The following is a 25,669-nucleotide window of genomic DNA, read 5'->3' as shown; positions in this document are numbered from 1 at the left end:
TCTTCGCGGGTAAACCCGCTCCCACAGGATCACCACAGACGTTGAAAACTGTGCGATCACTGTGGGAGCGGGTTCACCCGCGAAGAGGCCAGTACAAGCGCTAAAAACCTGTCAGGGCCGCTCGGCCGCTGAATTTTCCTCTGTCACCGGCGTACCCCGCCCGGCCTCCTGCCGCCACTGCAGGGCAATCAGGATCAGCGTAGGCACACCCAGCAGTGCGGTAATCAGGAAGAAGTCGTGGTACCCGAACTTCTCCACCATCACCCCCGAATACCCGCCAATCAACCGCGGCAGCAGCAGCATGATCGAGCTGAGCAGCGCGTACTGGGTAGCCGAGAACTTCAGGTTGGTCAGGCTCGACAGGTAGGCGACGAAGGCCGAGGTGGCCATGCCGGAGCTGAAGTTGTCCAGTGAGATGGTCACCACCAGCATTTCCAGGTTCGGGCCCATGTCGGCCAGCATCAGGAACAGGATGTTGGTACCCGCCGAGGCCACGCCGCCAATGAACAGGATCGGCATGATGCCGAAGCGCACGATCAGCAGGCCGCCGACACCGGCACCGACCAGGGTCATGATCAAGCCGAAGATCTTGCTGACGCTGGCAATCTGGTCCTTGGTGAAACCCATGTCGATGTAGAACACGTTGGCCATCACGCCCATCACCGTGTCCGACATGCGATAGGTGGCGATCAGGCCCAGCAGCAGCAGGGCCTGCCAACGGTAGCGGGCGATGAAGTCGTTGACCGGTGTCAGCACCGGGGCGAGGCCGCGGCGGCCCAGGCTCGACAGGCACGCCCAGCTCAACAGCACGTAAAGGATCAGGCGCAGGAAGGCGCGGTCTTCCAGCAGCAGGTCGAGCGGCGTGGCATCACCGGATATGACTGTCGACCAGCCGGTATTGAACATCTGGGTGAAGCTGGCCGGTACCGACACCAGCAGGATGATCAGCACGAACACCGAGGCCATCTGGTGCACCAGCCCGTAGCGTGCTGCAGACAGCTGGGTGCGCAGCGGCACGGGTGGCTCACGCATGATCAGGGTGGTGAACAGCGCGGGCAGCATCATGACCCCGAACATCACGTAGGTGCCGGCCCAGGCTTTGTGCAGGTAGCTGAAACCGGTGGAACCGAACCACTCGGCAAAGAACAGGGCACCGGCCGTGGCGAGCAGGGCGGCGACCCGGTAGCCGGCCATGTAGCTGGCAGCCAGCGCGGCCTGGCGCTGGTCGTCGGCGATTTCCAGGCGGTAGGCATCGACCGCGATGTCCTGGGTGGCCGAGGCAAAGGCCACCAGTACGGCCATGGCGATCAGCCACGACAGATGTTGCTGCGGGTCGCACAGGCTCATGCCGACCAGGCCGATGACCACCAGTGCCTGCGACAGCAGCAGCCACGAGCGCCGCCGCCCCAGGCCGCCGAGCAACGGCAGGCGCCATTGGTCGAGCAGCGGCGACCACACCCACTTGAAGGCGTAGGCCAGGCCGATCAGGCTGGCGTAACCAATGGTCTCGCGGGCCACCCCGGCCTCGCGCAACCACACCGACAGGGTCGAGAACACCAGCATGTACGGCAGGCCGGCGGCGAAACCGAGCAGCAAAAGTACCAGGGTTGACGGGCTGGCATAGGCAGCAAGCGCAGCGCGCCAGGTTTTACGGGGCATGGGCCAACATCTGCCTCAAGTATTCGAAAACAAAGCGCGCACTCTAACCGCTGTGCTCCATCGGGCGCCAGCCATGGCGCGTCATATCCACACGATTATTGGTTACATTCACACCCTCCGCGCGCAGTCGCGCCCGTTGTTCATCCCCCGACGGGGTACCCAGTGCCAGGCTCAGCCGGCCCCCCGCACCAAGCACCCGGTGCCAGGGCAGGCGGGTTTCTGCGGGCAACTGCCCGAGCGTGCGCCCGACCCAGCGTGCGGCGCGGCCAAGCCCCGCCAGTTCGGCCAGTTGGCCGTAGCTCACCACCTTGCCCGCCGGTACCTGGCCAAGCACCGAATACAACGCCGTTCGTCGGCCTTCGGCAGTTTCGAGGGCGTGTTCATATCCTTCAGACATCACGCCCCCCTTGGGCTGTAGATGAAACCGGACCGATGGTCGGGCAAATGAGAGTTGAACTCAACGGCAGGCTCCCGGTCTGTCCTTGCTCTGGTCGTCGGTATCTGGATAATGCCCGGCTTTTTCGTCAAATCGAACCCGTAGTGCGTTTATGTATTCTAGATCCTTGTTGTGCCTGCTAGCTGCTTCCCTGTGCGCCTCACCGGTGTTTGCCGATACCGTGTGGATGAAGAACGGTGACCGGCTCAGTGGCAAGATCAAAGTCTTCGATGGCGGCAAACTGCTGCTGGAAACCCCGTATGGCGGCTCCATTGCGCTGGACTGGAAACAGGTCCAGACCCTGGAAAGCGACCAGGAGATGCTGGTCAAGCAGGACGCCTACAGTGGCGAGAAAGCCAAGTCGTTGAAGGCCGCCGAGCCTGGCAAGGTAACCCTGGCCAACGGTGAGGCGCCGAAGACCGTGGAGCTGGCCAGCATCGAACAGATCATGAAGCCAAGGCCACTGGTCGAAGACTTTGTGTGGAAAGGCAACGTCGATGTGGCGCTGGACTACAAGCGCGCCGAAAACAATACCGACGATTACGACGTCAGCTTCAAGACCACGGCCCGTCACGGCCGCTGGCGGCACAACGCCGAAGGCGAGTACAACCGCGAGACCAAGGACGACGTCACGACCACAGACAACTGGAGTGCCGAGTACGCCCTGGACCGCTTCCTCACCGAGAAGTGGTTCTGGCAGGGGCGGGCGGAATACAAGCGTGATCGCATCGAAGACCTGGCCCGCCAGCGCACCGTGGGTACCGGCCCGGGTTACCAGTTCTGGGACGACGAACTGGGCGCGTTCTCGCTGGGTTCGCTGATCAACCGCACCGACTTCGAATACCAGGACGGCAGCAAGGACAACTTCTATTCTGCCGCGGTGAAGTGGGATTACACCCGTTACCTGATCGGCAAGAACGTGCAGCTGTTCACCAACGGCGAGTTCGCCAAGCCGCTGGGCGGCGTGGCCGACTACTCGCTGGATGCCGAGGTGGGCCTGCGCTACAAGGTGACCGAGTGGGCCTCGCTCAACCTCAAGGCCGAGCGCGACATCATCAGCGGTACGCGTGACAGTGACCTGGAGAAGACGCGCTATACCGCCGGGTTCGGCGTTACCTGGTAAATCGCCGGGGGCGCTTTGCGCCCCAATCCGACCGGTCCGGCGCCCCGGCAAGGCCGCTCCTACAGGGTTACGCGATCCCCTGTAGGAGCGGCCTTGTGTCGCGATGGGCCGCAAAGCGGCCCCATTGGCACTGGAACTGATAATGCTTATCTTGTCTCCTATCCAGCCATCCACCAGGAGCCGCCCCCAAGTGAGTACCAACGCCATCCGCCCCGCCCGGGAACTGCTGCTCAAGGAATACCGCGGCGTACTCTCGACCCATTCCAAGTCGATGCCCGGCTTCCCGTTCGGTTCGGTCGTTCCCTACTGCCTGGACGCCCAGGGCAACCCGTTGATCCTCATCAGCCGCATCGCCCAGCACACCCACAACCTGCAGAAAGACCCCAAGTGCTCGCTGCTGGTCGGGGAGCGCGAAGCCGAGGATGTGCAGGCCGTAGGGCGCCTGACAGTGATGGCCGAGGCACACAAGCTGGTCGACGAAACCGCCATCGAGACCGCTGCCGAGCGCTACTACCGCTACTTCCCGGATGCCGCCAACTACCACAAGGCCCACGACTTCGACTTCTGGGTCCTGCAGCCGGTGCGTCACCGCTACATTGGCGGCTTCGGCGCGATTCACTGGCTCGACCAGGTGACCCTGGCCAACCCCTTCGCCGGTAAAGCCGAGGTGAGCATGGTCGAGCACATGAACAGCGACCACGCCAATGCCATCGCCCATTATGTGGAACTGACCGACCTGCCACGCCATGTGCCAGCGCAGATGGCCGGTGTAGACAGCGAAGGCATGCACCTGCGCATCGGCCAGGCGGTCTACTGGTTGCCCTTCCCGAGTACTTGCAACACGCCGACACAAGTTCGCGAAGCCCTGGTTTTGCTGGCGCGCGCCGACCAGTGGCCGGCTACGACAGAAGTCGAGGGTTGAAAAAACGCGCACCGGCATCCACCTGTAGGTCTTACAGGAAGGTTCTCTTCCGACGAGGAATGCTTTGATGCGTGCTTTTCTACTGTTGCTTCTGCTGTTTCCGGTGCTAGAGCTGTTCGTTTTCGTAAAGGTCAGCGCGGCCATCGGGTTCTTCCCGGCACTGCTGCTGATCATCGCCGGCTCCGCCCTGGGTGTGCTGGTCATGCGCGTGGCCGGCCTGGCCACCGCCCTGCGTGCCCGCGAAAGCCTGCAGCGTGGCGAACTGCCCGCCGAGGACATGTTCCAGGGCATGATGCTGGCGGTCGGTGGTGGCCTGCTGCTGCTGCCGGGTTTCATCAGCGACGTACTCGGTGTGCTGTGCCTGCTGCCACTCACCCGTCGCCTGGCTGCGCGCAAGATGCGTGAACGTGCCGAGGCCCAGGCCATGCGCCAGCGGGCGTTCCAGGATGACCCCTTCCAGGCTCAGCCGCGTGATGGCGGCCATCGCCCGAATGTGATCGAAGGCGAGTACGAGCGCCGCGACAAGTAACAACCTGGGGCGCGAAGCGGCCCCAGCTTTTTGCAACATCCACCGCCTACAGAAAAATTTTGTATATCAAGCCTTGTAATTGAATATGGCGGCCTCATGTATGTGGTCACCGCAAGGTTTCTGGTGGAAACGCCAGACATGACACAGGTGGTTCGCCCTTTGCGGGCCACCTCCCGGCAACGCCGGACAGCATCAACCCGCCGGTTTCGATACCGGCCGATGAAAACCACAATTTGGGAGAGATCGACAATGAAGCTTCGTCCTCTGCATGACCGCGTAGTCATCCGTCGCAGCGAAGAAGAATCGAAAACCGCTGGCGGTATCGTCCTGCCGGGTTCGGCCGCTGAAAAACCAAACCGCGGCGAAGTCGTTGCTGTTGGCACCGGTCGCGTTCTGGAAAACGGCGAAGTACGTGCGCTGGCCGTCAAAGTCGGTGACAAAGTGGTTTTCGGCCCTTACTCGGGCAGCAACACCGTGAAAGTCGATGGCGAAGACCTGCTGGTCATGGCCGAGAACGAAATCCTCGCCGTTATCGAAGGCTGATTTCCCCGACTTCCCGTTACTCCAAAGAATTCCAAGGATTAAACGATCATGGCTGCTAAAGACGTAAAATTCGGCGATTCCGCTCGTAAGAAAATGCTGGTTGGTGTCAACGTTCTGGCTGACGCGGTAAAAGCGACCCTCGGCCCGAAAGGCCGTAACGTGGTGCTGGCCAAGAGCTTCGGCGCGCCGACCATCACCAAGGACGGCGTTTCCGTCGCCAAAGAAATCGAGCTGAAAGACGCTTTCGAGAACATGGGCGCCCAGCTGGTCAAGGAAGTGGCTTCCAAGGCCAACGACGCTGCCGGTGACGGCACCACCACCGCTACCGTCCTGGCTCAAGCCATCGTCAACGAAGGCCTGAAAGCCGTCGCTGCCGGCATGAACCCGATGGACCTGAAGCGCGGTATCGACAAGGCCACTGCGGCCGTTGTTGCCGAGCTGAAAAACCTGTCCAAGCCATGCGCCGACTCCAAGGCCATCGCCCAGGTAGGTACCATCTCTGCCAACTCCGACAACTCCATCGGTGAAATCATCGCCGAAGCCATGGAAAAAGTCGGTAAAGAAGGCGTGATCACCGTTGAAGAAGGCTCGGGCCTGGAAAACGAACTGTCCGTCGTAGAAGGCATGCAGTTCGACCGTGGCTACCTGTCGCCATACTTCGTCAACAAGCCTGACACCATGGTTGCCGAGCTGGAAGGCCCGCTGCTGCTGCTGGTTGACAAGAAAATCTCCAACATCCGTGAGCTGCTGCCAGTTCTGGAAGCCGTTGCCAAGGCCGGCCGCCCACTGCTGATCGTTGCTGAAGACGTTGAAGGTGAAGCGCTGGCTACCCTGGTAGTCAACAACATGCGCGGCATCGTCAAGGTTGCTGCGGTCAAGGCACCGGGCTTCGGCGACCGCCGCAAGGCCATGCTGCAGGACATCGCCGTCCTGACTGGCGGCCAGGTCATCTCCGAAGAAATCGGCCTGTCCCTGGAAACCGCTACCCTGGAGCACCTGGGTAACGCCAAGCGCGTGATCCTGTCCAAGGAAAACACCACCATCATCGATGGTGCTGGCGCTGACACCGAGATCGAAGCACGCGTCAAGCAGATCCGTGCCCAGATCGAAGAAACCTCCTCGGACTACGACCGTGAGAAGCTGCAAGAGCGTCTGGCCAAACTGGCTGGCGGTGTTGCCGTGATCAAGGTCGGTGCCGGTACCGAAGTTGAAATGAAAGAGAAGAAAGCCCGCGTTGAAGACGCCCTGCACGCTACCCGTGCAGCCGTTGAAGAAGGCGTGGTGCCTGGCGGTGGTGTTGCCCTGGTTCGCGCCCTGGCAGCCATTGCCGACCTCAAAGGCGACAACGAAGACCAGAACGTCGGTATCGCCCTGCTGCGCCGCGCTGTTGAAGCCCCGCTGCGCCAGATCACTGCCAACGCCGGCGACGAGCCAAGCGTTGTGGCTGACAAGGTCAAGCAAGGTTCGGGTAACTTCGGTTACAACGCTGCTACCGGCGAATACGGCGACATGATCGAGATGGGTATCCTGGACCCGGCCAAGGTCACCCGTTCGGCGCTGCAAGCTGCTGCTTCGATCGGCGGTCTGATGATCACCACCGAAGCCATGATTGCTGACGCTCCAAGCGAAGCCCCAGCTGGCGGCGGTATGCCAGACATGGGCGGCATGGGTGGCATGGGCGGCATGATGTAAGCCAGCCTTACCCCCTGCAGCATAAGAAGCCCCGGTTCGCGAGAACCGGGGTTTTTTTATTTTCCTTGTGGGGGCCATTGGGGCTGCTGCGCAGCCCTTTCGCGACACAAGGCCGCTCCTACAGGTAACGCGCTCTCCTGTAGGAGCGGCCTTGTGTCGCGAAAGGGCCGCAAAGCGGCCCCTCTGTCAGGCAACGCTGCGTTCGACGGCTGGCACTTCTACCATCCCCCGGCGATACAGGATCAGGTAATACGACCCCAACCCGATCAACCAGCAGAACACCCCAGTCCACACGTTGTGTGACAAAAAGTGCGCCCCCTGCATCATCCGCCCCACGCCAAGTACCGAGCCGGCTACCAACGCCACCACAAACGCCACCCGCGCCAGGCGTGGCTTGCGATCACGCAGCATGAAGAACAGCCCGAACAGGCAGAACCCGGTCGCTGCATGCCCGCCCGGCCAGCACAGCCCTGGCTTGTCGGTAGCCGGCCGCGGTTCCAGTAGTTTGCTGTAGGTTTCCGTGCCGCCAAACTGGGTCAGGCTCCACGGGCACTGCACCTGGGTCACCTTCTTCAGCGGCGTGACAAACGCCGTGGACAAGCCCAGCGCCAGCACCAGGCAACCCAGTTCGCGACGCCAGCCATACAGGCGCTTCACGAAAAAGCTCGCGGCAAAGGTCAGCAGCGATATCAGCCCCAGCAGAATCACCCCTTGCTTGACCCGGTCATGCAGGATGTTCTCCAGCCAATAGCTGTGGCGGCCAATGAACTGCCCGGCAGCCGGGTCGAAGAACAGGTTGGCGACATCCATGTCGACTGAAGTCAGTTCCAGCAGGATCAAGGCCAGCGCAGTCGCCAGGGGGATCCCCAGGTACAGCCAGTAATTGATCGGGCGAGGGCGGGTGCGTTGCTGCATGACGGCTCCAGGGCACGAAAAAGATCGGGCATTGTCGGCTTCCCGCTATCCTGTGTCCGTGAAGGATCAGTGAAAAAACCGTCAAGTGCGGTGAATTTTCCCGGGGGCTGGCACCGTGCAGGCATAGGCCTTAAGCTGCGCCTGCCGCGCACCACAGCGAGAAGCGCCGCACAGGAGAAACCGATGCGCATTCTTTTGGTTGAAGACAACCGCGATATCCTGGCCAACCTGGCCGATTACCTGGGCATGAAGGGCTACACCGTCGACTGCGCCCAGGATGGCCTGTCCGGCCTGCACCTGGCTGCCACCGAGCACTATGACCTGATCGTGCTCGACATCATGCTGCCCGGCATCGATGGCTACACCCTGTGCAAGCGCCTGCGCGAAGACGCTCGCCGTGACACACCGGTGATCATGCTCACCGCCCGCGACCAACTCGACGACCGCCTGCAAGGTTTCCGTTCCGGCGCCGATGACTACCTGCTCAAGCCGTTCGCCTTGTCCGAACTGGCCGCACGCATCGAAGCGGTGCTGCGCCGTGCCCAGGGCGGCGGGCGCCGGACCCTGCAGGTAGCCGACCTCAGCTACGACCTCGACACCCTCGAAGTGACCCGCCAGGGGCGCCTGCTCAAACTCAACCCGGTCGGCCTCAAGCTGCTGCAGGTACTGATGCAGAAGAGCCCGCACGTACTGCGCCGCGAAGTCCTGGAAGAGGCCCTGTGGGGCGATGACTGCCCAGACAGCGACAGCCTGCGCAGCCATGTGCACCAGCTGCGCCAGGTGATCGACAAACCGTTTGAAAAACCGCTGTTGCATACCGTCCATGGCGTCGGCTATCGCCTCGCCGAGGGCCGCGATGGAGTTTAAGCAAAGCCTTGCCCAGCGCATCATCATCGCCTTTGCCCTGATGAGTGCGCTGGTGGCCGGGGCCTTCGCCTTCGGCATCGTCGCCACCGTGCACCTGGTTGAAGAGCGGCTGATTTCCTCGGTACTCGGTGGTGACCTGCAGCGCCTGCTGCGCATGGACAGCGTCAGCGACTGGAGCCACCGGCCACGCCCCGACCAGCTGTTCTACTTCAGTGGCGGGCGCGACGACTTCGAGATGCCCAAGGACCTGCGCCACCTCGACCGTGGCTTCCATGAGGTGTTCCGCGACCAGCTGTCGTATCACGCCATGGTCGAGGTTGTCGATGGCCGCCGCTACGTGCTGCTGCAGGACCAGAGCGACTTCGAAGAGCGCGAGCGCGTGCTGTTTGCCGTGGTGGTGGTGGGCTTCGTGCTCAGCCTGGTGCTGGCGGTGATCCTCGGCTGGCTGGTCGCGCGCCGGGTGATGGCACCGGTTATCCGCCTGGCGCGCCAGGTGCGCCACCGCGACCAGCTGCTGGGCCTGGCCCCGCCGCTGGCGCCGGACTATGCCGCGGACGAAGTCGGCCAGTTGGCGGTGGCCTTTGATGACACCCTGGGCCGGCTGCGCGACGCACTGAACCGCGAGCGGCTGTTTACCAGCGACGTCAGCCACGAGCTGCGCACACCGTTGATGGTGCTGGCCACTTCCTGCGAACTGCTGCTGGAAAACCCCAACCTCGACACCCGCGCGCGCAGCCAGGTAGAGCGCGTGGCGCGGGCCACCGAAGAAATGCGTGAACTGGTCAAGACTTTCCTGATGTTGGCCAGGGCCCAGCGCGACGAGGGCGCAGTAGCATCGCAGGCAACCCTGCGCGAGGTGGCCGACGAGTTGGTCGGGGTGTGGCGCGACACGATCGAGCAAAAGGGCCTGGCCCTGTATTTCGATGGCCATGCCAGTGCCAGCGCGGTGCTGTACAACGCAACGTTCCTGCAGTCGGTGATGGGCAACTTGCTGCGTAACGCAGCGCATTACACCGATGGCGGTTATATCCGCCTGAGCCTGGAAAGCAACGGCTTCAGTGTGGAAGACAGCGGGGTGGGCATCCCGGAAGAACAGCGCGAAGCGATGTTCAAGCCATTCGTGCGCGGTGACGAGCGGCGCGGCGAAGGGCTGGGCCTGGGCTTGTCGCTGGTGCAGCGGATCTGTGACGACCAGGGCTGGCGGGTCACCTTGACCTCGGCGGTGCCACACGGCTGCCGTTTCCACGTGGACCTGAGCAATACAGTGGTCAAGGGGGACCCGGACGTACTGATTGAGTAATGTGTTGTTACAGCTGTTACGGCGCCCAACATATTTTTCACATCGGCATGACCTGATTCCCACGCTTGCCTGCCTAATGTGGGCGCAATGGAGTCTGGAGATGCCCAATGCGTAGCCCCATCAAGCTTGAATTTTCCGAGAAGTACGACAAAGACCACGCCCGCGAGTACTTTCTCAAGCACCAGGACGGCTTGGCACGACGGTTGTCCCACAAGCGAGATGAGCAGCTGGCGCGTCGCGCCTTGGCATTGGCCGGCGAGCCTGGCCTGGTACTGGACCTGCCGTGTGGCGCCGGTCGCTTCTGGCCGCTGCTGGCAGAAAAACCCAACCGGGTGATCATTGGCGCCGACAATTCCGAGGCGATGATCGAGACCGCCTGTGCCGCGCAACCGCCAGAAGTGGTGGCACGGGTACGGCCTTTGCAGACATCGGCATTCGACATCGACTTACCGGACAACTCGGTGGACAGCATTTTCTGCATGCGCCTGTTCCATCACATTGGCGAGTCGGCTCACAGAAAGACAATTCTCTCGGAATTTCAACGAGTTAGCCGTGATAGTGTGATTCTGTCGCTGTGGGTTGATGGCAACTTCAAGGCCTGGCGGCGGAAAAACCTGGAACAGCGCCGCAGCGCCAGGGCCGAGCAGGACAATTACCAGAACCGTTTTGTGTTACCGGCCGAAACGGTTGAAGAAGAATTCAGGGCCGCCGGCTTCAGAATCCAGGAACGCCTCGACTTCCTGCCGTTCTATGCCATGTGGCGGGTCTATGTATTGCGTAAGGGGTAGTGTTTGATGGCTGTAGCCCAGAAAGGGGAGTCGCGGTTCGATTTTTACTGGCGCCAGCAAGGCGAGTGGGTCGAGGAGCCTAACCAGCGCCGCGGCGGCGAGAGTGGCGTGCAACGCCTCAATGATGCCAATGGCAAGCTGCTGTATGCCAAGCGCCAGGTCGGGCACATCTACCGCAGCCTTTTGCACCCTTTCGGCCGGCCGACTGTATTGCGTGAGCTTGATGCGCTGACCAGCTGCGAGCAACTGGGCGTACGCGTTCCACGTATCGTCTTCTGTGGCGCTGAGCGCGATCCCGACCACCAGTGGCGTGCGCTGCTGGTCAGCGAAGCGCTGGACGGTTTTGTCGAGCTCGATAACTGGCATGCCGAAGGTGCCCGCGAGCGTTACCCGCAGGTGGTGCATGAGCGCATGCTCAAGGACCTGGCGGACAACCTGGCGCGCATGCACCTGGGCCATTGGCAGCACGGCTGCCTGTACGGCAAGCACGTATTTATCAAGGTGATCGGCGAAGGCGAGCAGGCCCGCGTCGAAGTGGCCTTGCTCGACCTGGAAAAGTGCCGGCGGCGCATCAGTTGCCAGCGCGCGGCGGGTAACGACCTGCGCCAACTGCGCCGCCATTCGTCGCTCAATGACGCGGAATGGCAGACGCTGCTCTACTTTTACAAGATGGCGTTTGGCAGCGCTGTCAAAGGGTTAGGGTAATGAAACTAGAAATAGCTCGAGCTTTGTTCCTGATTGCAGGCCTGGCGGTGACCACCGTGGCGGTCGCTGCCTGGGAAGAGCCGAAGCCGACGGTGTTCAGCAAGGCTGAGATGGCCGACCAATGTGCGCTGCCGCGGGAAGCGAAACCGCAGCAGGCACAGGTGGCGCCCGATCAGGACTTGTTGCTGTTCCTGTTCGGCCTGCGTCAGGGGTTGCGACCGTTCGGTTGACCCCGGTGTGAGCTAGAAATCCCAGAGGCCCCGCAATCGCGGGGCCTCTGGGATTTATTCCTTAGTCGCGCGGGCCTCTTCGCGGGTAAACCCGCTCCCACAGAGGCTCCCACAGGGATTGCTGTGCCCAGGCCCTGTGCAGTACCTGTGGGAGCGGGTTTACCCGCGAAGAGGCCAGATCAGGCAATAGCGGAATTTCTGGCGTCGGACTTGTGCGCCAACAAGGTGTAAATACAAGGCAGCACAAACAAGGTAAACAGCGTACCAATCGACATCCCGGTCGCAATCACCGTACCGATGTCAAACCGGCTGACCGCCCCGGCCCCGGTCGCGAGGATCAGCGGCACCATGCCGAACACCATCGCCGCGGTGGTCATCAGCACCGGGCGCAGGCGGATCGCCGCGGCTTCCTCGATCGCCTCGCGCACGCTCAACCCACGCTCTTCACGCAACTGGTTGGCAAACTCGACGATCAGGATGCCGTGCTTGCTGATCAGCCCGATCAGGGTCACCAACCCGACCTGGGTGTAGATGTTCATGCTCGATATGCCGAGGAACAGTGGCAGCAACGCGCCGCAAATCGACAACGGCACCGTCACCAGGATCACCAGCGGGTCGCGGAAGCTTTCGAACTGCGCCGCCAGCACCAGGAAGATGATCGCCAGCGCCAGGCCAAAGGTGACCCACAACGCGCTGCCTTCCTGCACGTATTGGCGGGCCACGCCGGCGTAGTCGAAGGCGAAACCTTCCGGCGCCTCTTCACGGGCGATGTCCTGCACGGTCTTCAGCGCTTCGCCCAGGCTGACCATCGGCACGCCCTGGATGATGGCTGAGTTCAACTGCTGGAACTGGTTGAGCTGGCGCGGGCGAGCGCGGTCGGTGAGGGTGATCAGGGTCGACAGCGGCAGCAGCTTGCCCTGGTCGTTCTTCACGTAGTAATTGTTCAGCCAGCCGGGGTTGTCGCGGTACGGCCGCTCGACCTGGGCAATCACCTTGTAGCTGCGCCCTTCGAGGGTGAAACGGTTGATTTCTGCTTCGCCCAGCAAGGTCGCCAGGGTGCTGCCGAGGGTGTCCATCGACACGCCCATCTGCGCCGCTTTGGCCCGGTCGATATCCACCACCACCTCGGGCTTGTCGAAGGCCAGGTCGACATCGAGGAAGGCGAACTTACCCGAGTCCTGGGCGCGGGCCTTGATACGCTGGGCCACATCCAGCAACGCCGGGTAATCGCCCGCGGTATTGATCACGAACTGGAACGGCAGGCCCTCGCCGGTGCCCGGCAGTGACGGCAGGTTGAAGCCGAAGATCTGCAGGCCGGCGATTTCTTCAAGCTTGGCCTGCACCAGCGGCAGCAGCTCCATTTGCGTGCGCTCGCGCTCGTTCCAGGGCTTGAGCAGGAAACCGCCGATGCCGGTCTGCACGCCATTGAAACCGTTGATCTGGAACGACGAATAGTACTCGGGGAAAGCCTTGAACAGCGGCGTGAACTGGTCGGTGTAGGCGTTGAGGTAGTCGAGGTTGGCCGGCTGCGGCGAACTGCTCATCATGAAGATCACCCCCTGGTCCTCGTTGGGTGCCAGTTCGTTCTGGGTGAACTTCAGCAGCACCGGGATCAGGCACAAGATGATGACCGCAAACACCAGCACCATTGGGCGGCTGTCGAGGGTGGCGTGCAGCAGGCGCTGGTAGCGCACCTTCAACCGGTCGAACAGTTGGTCGAGGCGGTGGGCCAGGCCACTGGGGTTCTGCTCATGGCGCAGCAGCAGGGCGCACATCATGGGTGACAGGGTCAGGGCGACGATGCCGGAGATGATCACCGCGCCGGCCAGGGTCAGGGCGAACTCCTTGAACAGCGCGCCGGTAAGCCCGGTGAGGAAGCCGATGGGCGCATACACGGCAGCCAGGGTGATCGTCATCGACACCACCGGCATGGCGATCTCGCGCGCGCCTTCCAGGGCTGCGTCGAACGGTGACTTGCCTTCTTCCATGTGGCGGTGGATGTTCTCCACCACGACGATGGCATCGTCCACCACCAGGCCGATGGCCAGCACCATGGCCAGCAGGGTCAGCAGGTTGAGCGAGTAGCCCATCATCTGCATGAAGAACAGCACGCCGATCATCGACAGCGGAATGGTCACTACCGGGATCAGTACCGAACGCAGGGCGCCGAGGAACAGGAACACCACCACGATCACGATCAGCACCGCTTCGCCGAGGGTCTTGATCACTTCGTCGATGGAGGCCTGGATGAACAGCGTGGCGTCGTAGGCAATCGACACTTTCAGCGCCGAAGGCAGCTGGCTTTCCAGCTCGGGCATGATCCGCCGCACCTCCTTGATCACGTCCAGCGGGTTGGCGGCGGGGGTGGCCTTGATGCCGATGTACACCGACGGCGTGCCGTCGAACGAACTGACCGTGTCGTAGTTTTCCGCGCCCATCTCCACCCGCGCCACATCGCCCAGTAGCACGCGGCTGTCGCCGCTGGTCTTGACCGGCAGGGCGGCGAACGCTTCGGCCGACTTCAGCTCGGTGCTGGCGTTGATGCTGGTGACCACGTATTCGCCCTTCACCTCGCCGGCGGCGGACAGGAAGTTGTAACGGCGCACGGCATTGGTCACGTCGGTGGCCGACAGGCCGAAGCCGGCCAGTTTTACCGGGTCCAGCCACAGGCGCATGGCAAACACCTGGTTGCCGAGGATCTCCGCCTCGGCCATGCCTGGTAAGGTGGCCAACTTGGGCTGGATCACCCGCGACAGGTAATCGGTGATCTGCGGGTTGCTCATTTCCTTGCTGTAGAAGCTGATGTACATCAGTGCCGAGGCATCGGCGGCCTCTTTGCTCAGCACCGGGTCTTCCGAGTCCTGCGGCAGTTTGTTGCGCACTTCGTTGGCCTTGGCCAGCAGCTCGGTGAACAGCCGGTCGCTGTCGGCGCCGATGCGCGCGTAGATGGAAATGATCGAAAAGTTCTGCCGGCTCACCGAGGTCATGTAGTCGATGCCCTCGGCGCTGGCCAGGCTTTGCTGCAACGGCTGGGTGATGTAGCCCTGGATGGTTTCGGCATTGGCCCCGGGGTAGGCGGTGGTTACCGTGATCAGGGCGTTTTCCATGCGCGGGTACTGGCGGATCTGCAGCTTGCTCCAGGCCTGGAAGCCCAGCAGCAGGATCAGCAGGCTGACCACGCTGGCCAGCACCGGGCGGCGGATGAACGGGTCGGTGAACGCCATGCCAGCCTCCTGTCAGTCCTTGGCCGCTGCGCCCGGTTCGGGCTTGAGGGCCTGGTCCTGGCCGATGCGGATCGCGGCGCCGGGGGTGAGCTTCAGTTGCCCGGCAGTGACCACCTGTTCGCCGGCCTGCAGGCCTTTGCTGACCACCACCACACCGTCGCGGCGCTCGCCGGTCTGCACCGTGCGTTGTTCGGCGACCAGCTGCGGTTGGCCTTTGTCGTCGTTCTCCGGCTTGCCGTCCTTGTCCTTTTTCGGCGTGGCGACATACACCGAGTTGCCATACAGGGTGTAGGTAATGGCACTTTCCGGCACTACCACCTGTGGCTGCGGGTTGGGCAGCAGGATCAGCAGGCTGGCGAACATGCCCGGCAGCAGTTTGCCGTCGGGGTTGGCCATGGTTGCCCGCACCAGCAGGTTACGCGTGGTTTCTTCGACTTTGGGGTTGATGGCGCTGAGGCTGGCGGGGAAGGTCTGGCCGGGGTAAGCGGCCACCTGCACCAATACCTGCTGGCCCAGACTCAGCTGTGGCAGGGCCTGTTCCGGTACGTTGAAGTCGACGTACAGGCTGGAGGTGTCCTGCAGGGTGGCGATCACGGTGCCGGCGGCCAGGTAGTCGCCGACGTCAACCTGGCGGATGCCGATGGTGCCGCTGAACGGAGCGCTGATGCTCTTCTTGGTCTTCGATGCCTTGAGCTGGTCGACCACCGCCTGGTTGCGCAGGTACTGGGCGTTGAGGCGGTCATATTCGCCGCGGGAGATCGCCGAGTCGCCAACCAGCTGCCTGCCACGGCCGAAGTCGACCTTGGCCAGGCCCAGGTCAGCTTCGGCTGTGCCGAGCAATGCGGTTTCCTGGTCGTCGTTGAGCCGCAGCAGCAGTTGCCCGGCTTTTACCTTTTGCCCAGAGTCGAAATACAGGGTTTTGACGATGCCTTCGACTTCCAGGCTCAGTTCCACGCCTTGCAAGGCCTTGAGGCTGCCGACGGCAGGCAGGCGCTGTTGCCACTGGCGCTGTTCGGCCATGGCTGCCGCCACGGTGATAGGCGGCTTGGGGGCAGTGAACATCTGGATCTGCTGGTAGATCGAGAAGGCCTTGTAGCCCCCCAGGGCCAGCACGATCAGCAGAACCACGGCCAACATGATGAGCATGCGGCGGCGCAGCATAGTTCCGGTTCCTTGGATTCGGTTGTTATTCGCTTAGACACGACAACGGGCGATCCTGCCCACGTGTGGATGGGGGAAGTATTGACTGTTTTTTGGTTGAAGGGGAGCGAAATGCCTGTGAGGGCCCTTTCGCGGCTAAAGCCGCTCCTACATCGACCGCGCAGTCATTGGGTTGCGCGGTCGATGTAGGAGCGGCTTTAGCCGCGAAAGGGCCGGTACAGGCAACAGAAAAATCAGACCAGATGCAGGTGATTGTCCCAGAACCCGGACGGCAGGTTCATCGGTTGCCCGACCAATTCTGCCTTGGTGCAATCATAGAATCGGCACCGGCCCTGCCCGGAGGTGACGACAAAACCGTCCTTCACCGCGCCAACCCCCGCACAATCGGGCATTGGCGCATCCAGCCGCACCGCACCGCTGTCCAGGTCCCAGACAAACAGGCGGTTGGCCCGTGGCGCCGTCAATGCCACCAGGCGCAGCTCGCTGTGGATGGCAACGCTGGCGGTGTACTGGGCCATGGCCTGCAGTTGCCGCTCCGGCACCGGGAAGGCCTTGAACGGCTCACCCGGGCGCTTGATCGCCAGCAACTCGGCCGTTTCATCGGCATCACCCATGAACTGCTGGCAGGCGGCGATGGTGCCATCGCTGCCCACTGCCAGGTGGCGCACGCTGTTCATCTGCTGGGCCAGGGTTTCCTTGCTCAGCAGGGTGCCGTCGCGTTGCATCAGCACCAGGCTCGGTTCCATGGCATTGAGGTTCATCTCGACCCGGCTTTCGGCCTCGGTACGGATGCCGCCGTTGGCCACGATCAGCGTTTCGCCGTCGGGCAGCCAGGCCACCTCGTGCGGGCCGATGCCATGGGTCGGGATCTCGCCGGTGTGCACCAGGCGTTCACCTTCAAAACGGTACACGCCCAGTACACCGCGGCCTGGGTCGGTGGTGTCGTTCTCGGTGGCGTACAGCCATTCGCCGCCTTTGTGCACCACGGCGTGGCCGTAGAAGTGCCGGTTCGGTTGCGAAACCACCGTTTGCAGCAGCCGCCCGTCACGCAAGTCGACCAGGTAGCTTTCGGTACCTGGGCGGCGGGCGACGAACAGGGCGATTGGCTGCTCGGGGTGGTGGATGATGGCATGGCAACGCTGGGCAACCTGGGTGCTGAACACCTGGCTGCCGTCCAGGCGGAAACCGACGGCATAGTGCTTGCCGTCGCCGTCGTCACGCGCCGAGAGCAGCAGGGGTTCGCTGCCTTTGTTGCGGAACAGGCTCCAGCCGCCCAGGGTCAGGGCGCTGAGCAATACGCTACCGAGTTTGATGGCCTGGCGTCGCAGCATGATCAGTCACCGTCGTTGGCATTGAAGCCCAGCTGGATGTTCAACGCCTTGGCCAGCTCGCCCTCGTGCAGGCGGTGGACGGCGTTCAGGCTGTCGTAGATCTGGTTGAGGGTTTGCTGGCCAGCATCGTCGGCCAACAGCTCGCCGAGGGTCTTCTGGTTGTCGGCCAGCAGTTTGAGCGAAGTAGCGTAGGCGGCGTCGATCTTGTCCGCCAGCGCTTTCTGATCGCTGGGCAGCAAGCCGCGCAAGCCCTGGTTGTCGACCCCGACCCAGACGGTTTCGGCTGCCTTGAGGGTGGCTTGCAGGCTGTTCAGCGAGTTGTGGCTGCGCCAGGCTTCGGCCTGCAGCGGCTGCGGGATGCCCTTGCTCTGGCGACCCATGGGCGCCCCCAGCTTCTTCTTCAGGGTATCCAGGGCGGTGACCTGGGAACGCAGCAGGTCGGCGATGGCCTCATGGGAATCGGCGTAGCGCTGGTTGGGGAACTTGGTCATCTGCGACAGCATGCCGTCGGTGCTGTTCCAGCTCTTGAGGATATCCTCGGCGAGGACCTTCTGGTGCTCACCAATGGCAACCAGCAGCGGGCAGTAACGGGCTTTCTGCTCGGCCGTGGCGATGTCCGGCTTGCTGTCGAACAGGATGTACTCGTAGGCCGACAGGCCACGTACCACAACGCTGGACTTGCCCAGGGCGGCGGCATCGACCGGCTTGTCGCCGTTGACCAGTTGTTCGACCTGGCGACCGACCAGGTTCTTCTTGTCGGGCCAGAACTGTACCTGCCAGGCGCGGTTGCCTTCGGCCAGCGGGCCGACCAGCAGCGGTTGCAGCTCGGCCCAGGCTTTTTGCGCGTTGAGGAAGTCGGCGCGGGCCTTTTCCAGGTCTTCCTTGCCTTCGCAGTAGGCCAGGGCGCTGGCGGCCAGGGTGCGGTCGGCTTCGACCCAGCGGCTGTAGGTGGGCAGGATCACCTGCTTGGCAATGGCGGCGGAGGTCACGGCTTGCGGGTCCTGCGGCGAGCAGGCACCGAGGGCGAGTGCGGCGAGGCTGGTGAACAACAGTTTGGGTCGGAACATGCCCGGCTCCTTAGCGCGTTTTAAAGTGAGTTCAGGAACGCCAGCAACGCAGCGCGCTGCTCGGCATTGAAGGTGAGTACGAAATTGCGTGCCGCCTCGGCCTCGCCACCATGCCAGAGTACGGCTTCAAGCAGGTTGCGGGCGCGGCCATCGTGCAGGAACTGGCTGTGGCCACTGACCGTTTCGCTCAGGCCGATGCCCCACAGTGGCGCGGTTCGCCAGTCCTGGCCGTTGGCGGCAAATTCGGTGCGCTCGTCGGCCAGGCCCGGGCCCATGTCGTGCAACAGCAAGTCGCTGTAGGGGCGGATGACCTGGTTGGCCAGCTCTGGCTCGGCGGTATCGGCGGCGGTGGTGAACTGCGGGGTGTGGCAACCCTGGCAGCCGGCCTGGTAGAACAGGTTCTTGCCCGCCAGTACCTGCGGCGCACCGACGTCGCGGCGTGCCGGCACGCCCAGGTTACGGGTGTAGAAGGTCACCAGGCGCAGGATGTTGTCGCTGACTTCCTTTTCGCCATCGGCACCGTCGCCATTGGGCGCGGCCAGGCAGTCGGCTTGCGCCGGGGTGCAGTCGTCGTTGGGCAGCAGGGTGCTTGTCAGGCCCATGTCGCCGGCAAAGGCGTGCACGTTCTGCTGGTTGACGTTGGGCTGCCCGGCTTTCCAGCCGAAGCGGCCGATCACGGTCTTGCCCTGGGCGTCGTCCCACACCCGGTTGGCCCGCCCGCGGATGCCGTCACGGTTGCGGTCGTCCGGGTCTTCGTTGGCCAGCAGGGCGGCTTCGGGGATAGCCTCGAGCAGACCCAGGCCGATCATCGGCGGTGCAATGCGTGCCGAGAAGCGTGTATCGGGGTGCATTACGCCATAGCCGAGCTGGGTGATCTGCAGGCTTGGCTTGCGCAGTTCGACCTGGTGGCCGTCCTTGAACGTGACCGTTTCGTGGCTGTAGCTCACCCGTACCTTGCCTTCCGGGGCAACGCCGGGGATGGCCATGTCTTGCAGTTGGGTGCCGTACACCGGTTCCGGCACCACGCCAAGGCGTTCGATCACCTTGGCCAGGTAGGGCTGGTCGGGGATCGACAGGCGCACCAGCATGCCTACGGCATTGCTGTCACCCGGCGCTGGTGGGTGGCCGCGGCCATCGCGTACGTGGCAGTTCTGGCAGGCATTGGTGTTGAACAGCGGCCCCAGGCCGTCACGCGCGGTAGTGGTGGAGGGGGCGATTACCCAGGGGTTGCGGAAGAAGCTGTTGCCTACGGCAAAGTCCAGGCGCCGCTCGGGCGAAAGGTTGGCCGAGGGCAGGGAATAGGCGTTGCGGTCGCTGCGCTGCACGGTCGCCTTGCCGGCCGACAACGCTTCGCCAGGCTCGGCCTGGGTGAAACGCGGGGCGTCGTCACAGGCGGCAAGGGCCAGGGTCAGCAGCAGAAGGGGAAGTCGGGACAGCGACGAGGACATGCAAAATCCTGGGCGTGGACGAAAAACCGGCGTGCAAGCTTAGCAGGCCAGCGTTTTTTGAATAAGAGCAATTTGCAATTGCTTGGGTGAAAAGGTTGTGAAATGCCAGCATCTTCATGTGCAGCGCCGGCCTCTTCGCGGGTAAACCCGCTCCCACAGGGACCGCACAAGGTCGAAACCTGTGGCGATCCTGTGGGAGCGGGTTTACCCGCGAAGAGGCCAGAAGCAAAAAAGGCGACCCGAAGGTCGCCTCTTTCAAAAACACCGCTACAGCAAGATCAGAATTCGTGATCCGCGGTATCCGGGTTCAGGTTGGCAATACCCAGCTTGCCTGCCGCCTGCTCGATCGAACCGGTCTGCTTGACCAGCGATGCAATGGCGTCACGCACGATCTGGTTGCCGGCAGCGTTGTCGGCGGCGATCAGTTGGTCGTAGTGCTCGCCTTTCAGCGCGTGGTCGACCATCACCTGGATCTTGGCTTCGGTGGCTTCCAGGTCGGCCTTGAGGGTGGCGTCGGCAGCCGGGTCGGCCTTGGCCACCAGCGAGGACAGGCTTGGGCCGGTCAGCTTGGTGCCATCGACACGGGTGTACTCGCCCAAGTAGACATTGCGGATGCCCTTGGCGTCGTAGAAGTGCGAGTAGTGGGTGTTGTCGCTGAAGCAGTCCTGCTCGTCTTCCGGCGAGTTGGCTTCCAGCGAAACCTTCATGCGCTCGCCCGCCAGTTCACCCAGCGACAGGCTGCCCATGCCGAACAGCATCTTGCGCAGGCCGTCGTTGACAGGCTCCGCTTCCAGCTTGGCGCGGTAGTTGTCGGCGACATTCGGTGCCCAGTTGCCGACCATTTCTTCGAGGTCGCTGACCAGCAGGTCGGTGACCGCTTTCAGGTAGGCACGGCGGCGGTCGTTGTGGCCGCCAGTGGCGCCCTGGCCTTCCAGGTAGTCGGAAACCGGACGGGCGCCGGCGCCTGGGCCGGTACCGTTCAGGTCCTGGCCCCAGAGCAGGAACTCGATGGCGTGGTAACCAGTGGCGACGTTGGCTTCGGAACCTGCCAGTTCGTTGAGGCTGGCCAGCTTCTCGGGGGTGATGTCCTTGACGTCGACCTTCTCTTCGCCGACCTGGATCTCGGTGTTGGCGATGATGTTGGCGCTGGCGGCCGGGTTGCCCAGGGCGTGCTCGTAGCTTTTATCGACGTAGTCGATCAGGCCTTCGTCCAGCGGCCAGGCGTTCACCTGGCCTTCCCAGTCGTCGATGATGGTGTTGCCGAAGCGGAAGGCTTCGCTCTGCAGGTAAGGTACGCGCGCGGCAAACCAGGCTTCCTTGGCGGCCTTCAGGGTTTCATCGTTGGGCTTGGCGAGGAACGCGTCGACAGCGGTCTGCAAGGTTTTGGCGGTGCTCAGCGAGTCGCTGTACACGGCGTAGACCATTTCGGCGTAATGCTTGACCACGGCTTTGCCGGCAGCTTCGTCGACAGCCCCTGGCGCCGCAGCGGTGGTGCTGGCGGCAGCAGGTGCCTGGGCTTGCGGAGCGGCAGCCTTGTCATCTTTTTCGCCGCAACCGGCGAGGGCGATGGCGATGGCCAGCAGACTGGCGGAGGCCAGAGGCATTCGAATCATTATTGGTTTTCCTGCGTCGTGTGGTTGGACAGTGCGCCGAGGCACGCGAAACCGCAACATCATGCGAAAGATTTGCATTTGCTGTAAAGGGGCGGGCGCGCAATTCATGTAAATGCCGGTCATGGGCTGTAACCGGCAGTCGCTTTCAGAACATTGACACCTGATTACGCTGTGCCTGTTTCAGGAAGTGTGTCAGCTCACGGGCCGACAACGGCTTGCTGTAGTGGTAGCCCTGGCCCTCATGGCAGCCCTGGGCAACGATGTAGGTTTCCTGCTCGGCGGTTTCCACGCCCTCGGCGATTACCTGCATGCCCAGGCTCTTGCCCAGCTGGATGATGGCGCGAACGATGGTGGCGTCGTCATCGTCGTCGAGCAGGTCCTGGACGAAGCTCTTGTCGATCTTGATCTTGTCCAGCGGCAGCGACTTCAGGTAGCTGAGCGACGAGTAGCCGGTGCCGAAGTCGTCGATGGCAATCAGCGCCCCGGAGCGGCGCAGGCTCAGCAGGTGCTGGGCAGCGGTGCTGATGTCTTCCATCAGGCCGGTTTCGGTCACTTCCAGCTCCAGGCTGCGCGGTGGCAGGCGGTAGGCCTGCAGCAGGTTGTTCACCACCCGTGGCAGTTCGCTGTGGTGCAACTGCACGGTGGACAGGTTGACTGCCATGCGCAGGTCGCTGAAGCCCAGGTCGTGCCATTCGCGCAATTGCCGGCAGGCCTGGTCGAGCACCCATTCACCAATGCTGATGATGCTGCCGTTCTGTTCGGCCAGCGGGATGAACTGGTCGGGCGGCACCATGCCCAGTTCCGGGTGCTGCCAGCGCAACAACGCCTCGACGCCCACCACTCGGTGGTCGCGGTAGCTGATCTGTGGCTGGTACACCAGGTACAGCTGGTTGCGCGGCAGGGCTTCGCGCAGGTCCTTTTCCAGCTCGCGGCGGCGGCGCATTTCGCTGTCGACACTGGCAATGTAGAACTGGTAGCGGTTGCGCGAGCGGGCCTTGGCCAGGGTCATGGTCTGTTCGGCTTTCTGCAGCAGCTTCTCGGTGCTGTCGCCGTCTTCGGGGAACAGGGTGATGCCGATGGTGGCGCGCAGGCGGATCTGCTGGTGGTCGAGGTCGAACGGTACTTCCAGGTCGTCGAGGATGCTTTGCGCCAGTTCGGCGGCTTCGTAGGGCTGCTCGATATTGGCCTGCACCAGGGCGAACTGGTCGCCGCCCAACCGTGCCAGCGCGCCCAGGCGGCCGCTGTGGGCGCGCAGGCGGTCGGCCAGGGCCAGCAGCAGCTGGTCACCGACCTGGTAACTGAACTGCTCGTTGATGCCCTTGAAGTCATCCAGGCCCACGCACAGCACCGCCACCCGGTGTTGCAGGCGGCCGCCGTCGACCAGGATCTTGTCCAGTTGCTGTTGCAACTGCTGGCGGTTGGGCAAACCGGTGAGGAAGTCGTACTGGGCCATGCGTTGCAGGCTGTTTTCTGCTTCGTGGCGCAGGTGGGTGTTGCGCTCGATCGAGGCCAGCAACTGGTTGGCGGTGTTGACCCACAGGCCCAGCTCGTTTTTCTCGTGGCCCTTGAGCAATGGCAACTGATGCTGGCTGGGGCGGTCTGGGTTGATCTGGGTGAGGTGCTCGATGATCTTCGACAGCGGCTTGGTCAGCAACCAGTGGTAGACCAGGTACAGCACCAGGCCCATGGCCAAGGCACGCAGCACGCCGGAGATGAAGATGATCACTGCATTGATCAGGAAGTCTTCACCGTAGGACGAGGTATCGAGGGTGATGCTGAGGTCGCCGTAGTACTCGCTGTAGGGGCCACGGCCGACCAGTTGGGTGGTGTAGGTGCGTTCCTGGCCAAGGATCAGGTCGGTGAGCCAACGCATCGACATGTCCTGCAGCGGTCGCGATTTTTCTGCCAGCATGGTTTCGTTGGGGTGGCCGATGGAGGCCATGCGCACCGATTCGTCCTGGAACAGGCCTTCCATCACCTGCATGCCCATTTCGCGGTCGAGGCTGTATACCGCCTGGGTGGACGGGTCGCGGAACATGTCGAGGATGCGCTGGGCATCGTTGTTCACGGCCTGGCGGGTCTTGTAGGTGTCGTAAACGATTTGCGCACAGCTGAGCACGACGCCGACCGCCAGCGCCGACAGCAGCACGACCCTGAGCAACTTGACCGACAAGCTGTTCCGCAATTCCAGCTTCAATGGGGTTTCCTTAATCCATGCGCATGGCATCATTTTGCCATCAACGATGACGATACACTACCGGCCGACCATGAGCAGTGTATCGGTTGCCTGACCCTGCAACTTGAGTGCGCTGTATCAATCTTCCAGAGCTTTGATGTTAGCGTGCTCTGCGGGGTGAGCAAGCAAAACCGTGCCGGCCGCTTCGCGGGTGAACCCGCGCCCACAGGCATAAAAAAACCCGGCACATGGCCGGGTTTTTCGGGTCAGGGCTGAATCACTCAGGCCTTGAAGGTCTTGCCTTCGAACTGCTCGGCAACGAATGCCCAGTTGACCAGGTTCCAGAACGCCTCGACGTACTTCGGACGCACGTTGCGGTAGTCGATGTAGTAGGCGTGTTCCCAGACGTCGCAGGTCAGCAGCGGGGTGTCGCCGCTGGTCAGCGGGCAGCCGGCGCCGATGGTGCTGGCCAGGGCCAGGGAACCGTCAGCTTTCTTCACCAGCCAGCCCCAGCCGGAACCGAAGGTGCCAACCGAAGTCTTGGTGAACTCTTCCTTGAACTTGTCGAACGAACCGAAAGCGGCGTTGATGGCGTCAGCCAGTGCACCGGTCGGCTGGCCACCGGCGTTTGGCGCCAGGCAGTTCCAGTAGAAGGAGTGGTTCCAGACTTGAGCGGCGTTGTTGAAGATGCCGCCCGAAGAGGCCTTGACGATTTCTTCGAGGGTCTTGCCTTCGAATTCGGTGCCTGGGACCAGGTTGTTCAGGTTCACGACATAGGTGTTGTGGTGCTTGTCGTGGTGATACTCCAGGGTTTCCTTGGAGATGTGCGGCTGCAGGGCATCGTGGGCGTACGGCAGCGGCGGCAATTCAAAAGCCATGGTGGATCTCCTGATTCAGGTCTGTTTGCGGTTTGCGCAAGGCCGATCACGGGCGGCCCGATAAGCGTCGGCGAGTTTGTACTCTTTGCGACGCAAGGGCTGGATCATAGCACCGGGCCCGGCGCATAACCACGCAACAAACATAGGGAATAGAGGTTCCAGAGCGGTTGTCGGGTGCCGACCAGTGGTGGTCGTTTCCAGCCTGGCGGACATACACAGGGCCCTGTAGGAGCGGCCTTGCGTCGCGATAGGGCTGCGAAGCAGCCCCAGGATTTCAGTCGCGGTGCACAAATTGCTGGGGCTGCTTTGCAGCCCTATCGCGACGCAAGGCCGCTCCTACAGGGACCGCGCAGACCTGAAAATCAGTTGAAGACCAACTGCGCCGCCACCGCAAACATCATCACCGCCACCATCAGGTCGAGCATGCGCCAGGTCGCCGGCCGCGCCAGCCATGGGGCCAGCCAGGCCGCGCCGATTGCCAGGGTCGAGAACCACAGCAGTGAAGCACTGGCTGCCCCGGCCACATAAGCCCCAGGCTCGGTCTGCTGGGCGCCCAGCGAGCCAATCAGCAACACCGTGTCGAGGTACACGTGCGGGTTCAGCAACGTCACCGCCAAGGCACTGAGCAGTACCGCGCGACGCGAACGCGTGCCTTGGCCTTGCTGGTGCTGCAGGCTTTGCTTGGAACAGGCGCTGCGCAAGGCCTTGGCGCCGTACCAGATCAGAAACACCGCGCCGCCCCAGCGGGCGATCGCCAGCAAGGTCGGGTTGTGCGCCAGCACGGTGGCCAGGCCGAACACCCCGGCGGCCACCAGAATGGCGTCGCAGACAATGCACAGTGCCGCCACCGGCAGGTGGTGCTCACGGCGCAGGCTCTGGGCGAGGACGAAGGCGTTCTGGGCGCCGATGGCCATGATCAGGCCGAAGGCCACCAGCATGCCGTTGAGATAGCTTTGCCACATGGCCAGGCTCTCCGAAAAAGGTCACAAAAGATGCTGGCTATTGTGCTGTTCGAAACTGTATAAGAAAAACAAATAAAGCTGATCCCTCATTAGGAAAATC

22 protein-coding genes are annotated in these 25,669 nt (G+C 62.7%); 10 read left to right on the top strand and 12 right to left on the bottom strand.

The genetic code is table 11. From position 1 onward, the window contains the following. Positions 1 to 111: 111 nt before the first annotated feature. The gene (locus tag IAE39_RS12330) at positions 112 to 1,659 is read right to left on the bottom strand and encodes an AmpG family muropeptide MFS transporter (RefSeq protein WP_201202693.1); all 1,548 of its coding nucleotides are present in this window, start codon (positions 1,657 to 1,659) and stop codon (positions 112 to 114) included. 43 nt (positions 1,660 to 1,702) lie between these two features. Then, positions 1,703 to 2,056 (bottom strand): MGMT family protein, encoded by a 354-nt coding sequence (locus IAE39_RS12325; RefSeq protein WP_201202691.1) that lies wholly within the window; start codon positions 2,054 to 2,056, stop codon positions 1,703 to 1,705. A gap of 151 nt (positions 2,057 to 2,207) precedes the next feature. On the opposite strand from IAE39_RS12325, the gene IAE39_RS12320 reads away from it, so the two are divergent. The 5 genes from IAE39_RS12320 to groL all read left to right on the top strand — a co-directional run bounded on the left by IAE39_RS12320 (position 2,208) and on the right by groL (position 6,904). Then, positions 2,208 to 3,218 (top strand): DUF481 domain-containing protein, encoded by a 1,011-nt coding sequence (locus IAE39_RS12320; protein ID WP_201202690.1) that lies wholly within the window; start codon positions 2,208 to 2,210, stop codon positions 3,216 to 3,218. Positions 3,219 to 3,408: 190 nt separating this feature from the next. Further along, positions 3,409 to 4,140 carry a HugZ family pyridoxamine 5'-phosphate oxidase gene (locus IAE39_RS12315; protein WP_201202688.1) on the top strand — a complete coding sequence of 244 codons (732 nt, stop codon included), beginning with the start codon at positions 3,409 to 3,411 and terminating at the stop codon, positions 4,138 to 4,140. A 67-nt stretch (positions 4,141 to 4,207) separates the two neighbouring features. After that, positions 4,208 to 4,669: an FxsA family protein gene (locus tag IAE39_RS12310; protein ID WP_201202687.1), complete on the top strand. Its 462-nt coding sequence runs from the start codon at positions 4,208 to 4,210 to the stop codon at positions 4,667 to 4,669. Positions 4,670 to 4,918: 249 nt separating this feature from the next. After that, entirely contained in the window at positions 4,919 to 5,212 is a 294-nt protein-coding gene (locus IAE39_RS12305) for a co-chaperone GroES (RefSeq protein WP_009684394.1), read from the top strand. Between the two features lie 48 nt (positions 5,213 to 5,260). Further along, positions 5,261 to 6,904, top strand: coding sequence for a chaperonin GroEL (gene groL / locus IAE39_RS12300; protein WP_201202686.1), 1,644 nt, complete (start codon positions 5,261 to 5,263; stop codon positions 6,902 to 6,904). Between the two features lie 186 nt (positions 6,905 to 7,090). Here groL and IAE39_RS12295 read toward each other — a convergent pair whose 3' ends face one another. Beyond that, positions 7,091 to 7,819 carry a phosphatase PAP2 family protein gene (locus IAE39_RS12295; protein ID WP_201202685.1) on the bottom strand — a complete coding sequence of 243 codons (729 nt, stop codon included), beginning with the start codon at positions 7,817 to 7,819 and terminating at the stop codon, positions 7,091 to 7,093. Between the two features lie 183 nt (positions 7,820 to 8,002). On the opposite strand from IAE39_RS12295, the gene colR reads away from it, so the two are divergent. The 5 genes from colR to IAE39_RS12270 all read left to right on the top strand — a co-directional run bounded on the left by colR (position 8,003) and on the right by IAE39_RS12270 (position 11,709). Beyond that, entirely contained in the window at positions 8,003 to 8,686 is a 684-nt protein-coding gene (colR, locus tag IAE39_RS12290; RefSeq protein ID WP_201202681.1) for a two-component system response regulator ColR, read from the top strand. Continuing rightward, complete coding sequence (locus IAE39_RS12285; protein WP_201202680.1) at positions 8,676 to 9,986, top strand: sensor histidine kinase; 1,311 nt, start codon at positions 8,676 to 8,678, stop codon at positions 9,984 to 9,986. The genes colR and IAE39_RS12285 overlap by 11 nt, the downstream gene beginning before the upstream one ends. Before the next feature lie 107 nt (positions 9,987 to 10,093). Then, positions 10,094 to 10,774 (top strand): class I SAM-dependent methyltransferase, encoded by a 681-nt coding sequence (locus tag IAE39_RS12280; RefSeq protein WP_201202679.1) that lies wholly within the window; start codon positions 10,094 to 10,096, stop codon positions 10,772 to 10,774. A 6-nt stretch (positions 10,775 to 10,780) separates the two neighbouring features. After that, a complete protein-coding gene (locus IAE39_RS12275) occupies positions 10,781 to 11,479 on the top strand; it encodes a lipopolysaccharide kinase InaA family protein (protein ID WP_201202677.1) in 699 nt (232 codons plus the stop codon). Continuing rightward, on the top strand, positions 11,479 to 11,709 hold the full coding sequence (locus tag IAE39_RS12270; protein ID WP_201202674.1) for a hypothetical protein: 231 nt from the start codon (positions 11,479 to 11,481) through the stop codon (positions 11,707 to 11,709). Before IAE39_RS12275 ends, IAE39_RS12270 begins: the two co-directional genes overlap by 1 nt. A 179-nt stretch (positions 11,710 to 11,888) precedes the next feature. Here IAE39_RS12270 and IAE39_RS12265 read toward each other — a convergent pair whose 3' ends face one another. From IAE39_RS12265 to IAE39_RS12225, 9 genes are all read right to left on the bottom strand, one after another. Then, the gene (locus IAE39_RS12265) at positions 11,889 to 14,933 is read right to left on the bottom strand and encodes a multidrug efflux RND transporter permease subunit (protein WP_201202671.1); all 3,045 of its coding nucleotides are present in this window, start codon (positions 14,931 to 14,933) and stop codon (positions 11,889 to 11,891) included. Positions 14,934 to 14,945: 12 nt separating this feature from the next. Next, on the bottom strand, positions 14,946 to 16,094 hold the full coding sequence (locus IAE39_RS12260) for an efflux RND transporter periplasmic adaptor subunit (protein ID WP_201202669.1): 1,149 nt from the start codon (positions 16,092 to 16,094) through the stop codon (positions 14,946 to 14,948). A gap of 233 nt (positions 16,095 to 16,327) precedes the next feature. Next, positions 16,328 to 17,425, bottom strand: coding sequence for a DUF1513 domain-containing protein (locus IAE39_RS12255; RefSeq protein WP_201202666.1), 1,098 nt, complete (start codon positions 17,423 to 17,425; stop codon positions 16,328 to 16,330). Positions 17,426 to 17,427: 2 nt separating this feature from the next. Beyond that, a complete protein-coding gene (locus tag IAE39_RS12250; RefSeq protein WP_201202663.1) occupies positions 17,428 to 18,492 on the bottom strand; it encodes an imelysin family protein in 1,065 nt (354 codons plus the stop codon). Positions 18,493 to 18,512: 20 nt separating this feature from the next. After that, positions 18,513 to 19,940 (bottom strand): di-heme oxidoreductase family protein, encoded by a 1,428-nt coding sequence (locus IAE39_RS12245; protein ID WP_201202659.1) that lies wholly within the window; start codon positions 19,938 to 19,940, stop codon positions 18,513 to 18,515. A 278-nt stretch (positions 19,941 to 20,218) separates the two neighbouring features. Then, positions 20,219 to 21,553, bottom strand: coding sequence for an imelysin family protein (locus IAE39_RS12240; RefSeq protein WP_201202657.1), 1,335 nt, complete (start codon positions 21,551 to 21,553; stop codon positions 20,219 to 20,221). Positions 21,554 to 21,698: 145 nt separating this feature from the next. Beyond that, positions 21,699 to 23,750: a putative bifunctional diguanylate cyclase/phosphodiesterase gene (locus tag IAE39_RS12235; protein WP_201202655.1), complete on the bottom strand. Its 2,052-nt coding sequence runs from the start codon at positions 23,748 to 23,750 to the stop codon at positions 21,699 to 21,701. Positions 23,751 to 24,010: 260 nt separating this feature from the next. Beyond that, a complete protein-coding gene (locus IAE39_RS12230) occupies positions 24,011 to 24,607 on the bottom strand; it encodes a superoxide dismutase (protein WP_201202652.1) in 597 nt (198 codons plus the stop codon). Positions 24,608 to 24,969: 362 nt separating this feature from the next. Then, on the bottom strand, positions 24,970 to 25,569 hold the full coding sequence (locus IAE39_RS12225; RefSeq protein ID WP_201202649.1) for a LysE/ArgO family amino acid transporter: 600 nt from the start codon (positions 25,567 to 25,569) through the stop codon (positions 24,970 to 24,972). Positions 25,570 to 25,669: the final 100 nt, after the last annotated feature.

Origin of the sequence: Pseudomonas sp. S37 (assembly GCF_016658545.1) — a bacterium.
In the GTDB taxonomy this organism is placed as follows: Bacteria; Pseudomonadota; Gammaproteobacteria; order Pseudomonadales; family Pseudomonadaceae; genus Aquipseudomonas.
This window is presented reverse-complemented; position numbering and strand designations above follow the sequence as displayed.

What these genes read in the sequence shown, in the direction of transcription:
- IAE39_RS12330 (WP_201202693.1), bottom strand. Translation starts at nt 1,659, where the DNA reads ATGCCCCGTAAAACCTGGCGCGCTGCGCTTGCTGCCTATGCCAGCCCG.
- IAE39_RS12325 (WP_201202691.1), bottom strand. Translation starts at nt 2,056, where the DNA reads ATGTCTGAAGGATATGAACACGCCCTCGAAACTGCCGAAGGCCGACGA.
- IAE39_RS12320 (WP_201202690.1), top strand. Translation starts at nt 2,208, where the DNA reads ATGTATTCTAGATCCTTGTTGTGCCTGCTAGCTGCTTCCCTGTGCGCC.
- IAE39_RS12310 (WP_201202687.1), top strand. Translation starts at nt 4,208, where the DNA reads ATGCGTGCTTTTCTACTGTTGCTTCTGCTGTTTCCGGTGCTAGAGCTG.
- IAE39_RS12305 (WP_009684394.1), top strand. Translation starts at nt 4,919, where the DNA reads ATGAAGCTTCGTCCTCTGCATGACCGCGTAGTCATCCGTCGCAGCGAA.
- groL (WP_201202686.1), top strand. Translation starts at nt 5,261, where the DNA reads ATGGCTGCTAAAGACGTAAAATTCGGCGATTCCGCTCGTAAGAAAATG.
- IAE39_RS12295 (WP_201202685.1), bottom strand. Translation starts at nt 7,819, where the DNA reads ATGCAGCAACGCACCCGCCCTCGCCCGATCAATTACTGGCTGTACCTG.
- colR (WP_201202681.1), top strand. Translation starts at nt 8,003, where the DNA reads ATGCGCATTCTTTTGGTTGAAGACAACCGCGATATCCTGGCCAACCTG.
- IAE39_RS12285 (WP_201202680.1), top strand. Translation starts at nt 8,676, where the DNA reads ATGGAGTTTAAGCAAAGCCTTGCCCAGCGCATCATCATCGCCTTTGCC.
- IAE39_RS12280 (WP_201202679.1), top strand. Translation starts at nt 10,094, where the DNA reads ATGCGTAGCCCCATCAAGCTTGAATTTTCCGAGAAGTACGACAAAGAC.
- IAE39_RS12275 (WP_201202677.1), top strand. Translation starts at nt 10,781, where the DNA reads ATGGCTGTAGCCCAGAAAGGGGAGTCGCGGTTCGATTTTTACTGGCGC.
- IAE39_RS12270 (WP_201202674.1), top strand. Translation starts at nt 11,479, where the DNA reads ATGAAACTAGAAATAGCTCGAGCTTTGTTCCTGATTGCAGGCCTGGCG.
- IAE39_RS12265 (WP_201202671.1), bottom strand. Translation starts at nt 14,933, where the DNA reads ATGGCGTTCACCGACCCGTTCATCCGCCGCCCGGTGCTGGCCAGCGTG.
- IAE39_RS12260 (WP_201202669.1), bottom strand. Translation starts at nt 16,094, where the DNA reads ATGCTGCGCCGCCGCATGCTCATCATGTTGGCCGTGGTTCTGCTGATC.
- IAE39_RS12255 (WP_201202666.1), bottom strand. Translation starts at nt 17,425, where the DNA reads ATGCTGCGACGCCAGGCCATCAAACTCGGTAGCGTATTGCTCAGCGCC.
- IAE39_RS12250 (WP_201202663.1), bottom strand. Translation starts at nt 18,492, where the DNA reads ATGTTCCGACCCAAACTGTTGTTCACCAGCCTCGCCGCACTCGCCCTC.
- IAE39_RS12245 (WP_201202659.1), bottom strand. Translation starts at nt 19,940, where the DNA reads ATGTCCTCGTCGCTGTCCCGACTTCCCCTTCTGCTGCTGACCCTGGCC.
- IAE39_RS12240 (WP_201202657.1), bottom strand. Translation starts at nt 21,553, where the DNA reads ATGATTCGAATGCCTCTGGCCTCCGCCAGTCTGCTGGCCATCGCCATC.
- IAE39_RS12230 (WP_201202652.1), bottom strand. Translation starts at nt 24,607, where the DNA reads ATGGCTTTTGAATTGCCGCCGCTGCCGTACGCCCACGATGCCCTGCAG.
- IAE39_RS12225 (WP_201202649.1), bottom strand. Translation starts at nt 25,569, where the DNA reads ATGTGGCAAAGCTATCTCAACGGCATGCTGGTGGCCTTCGGCCTGATC.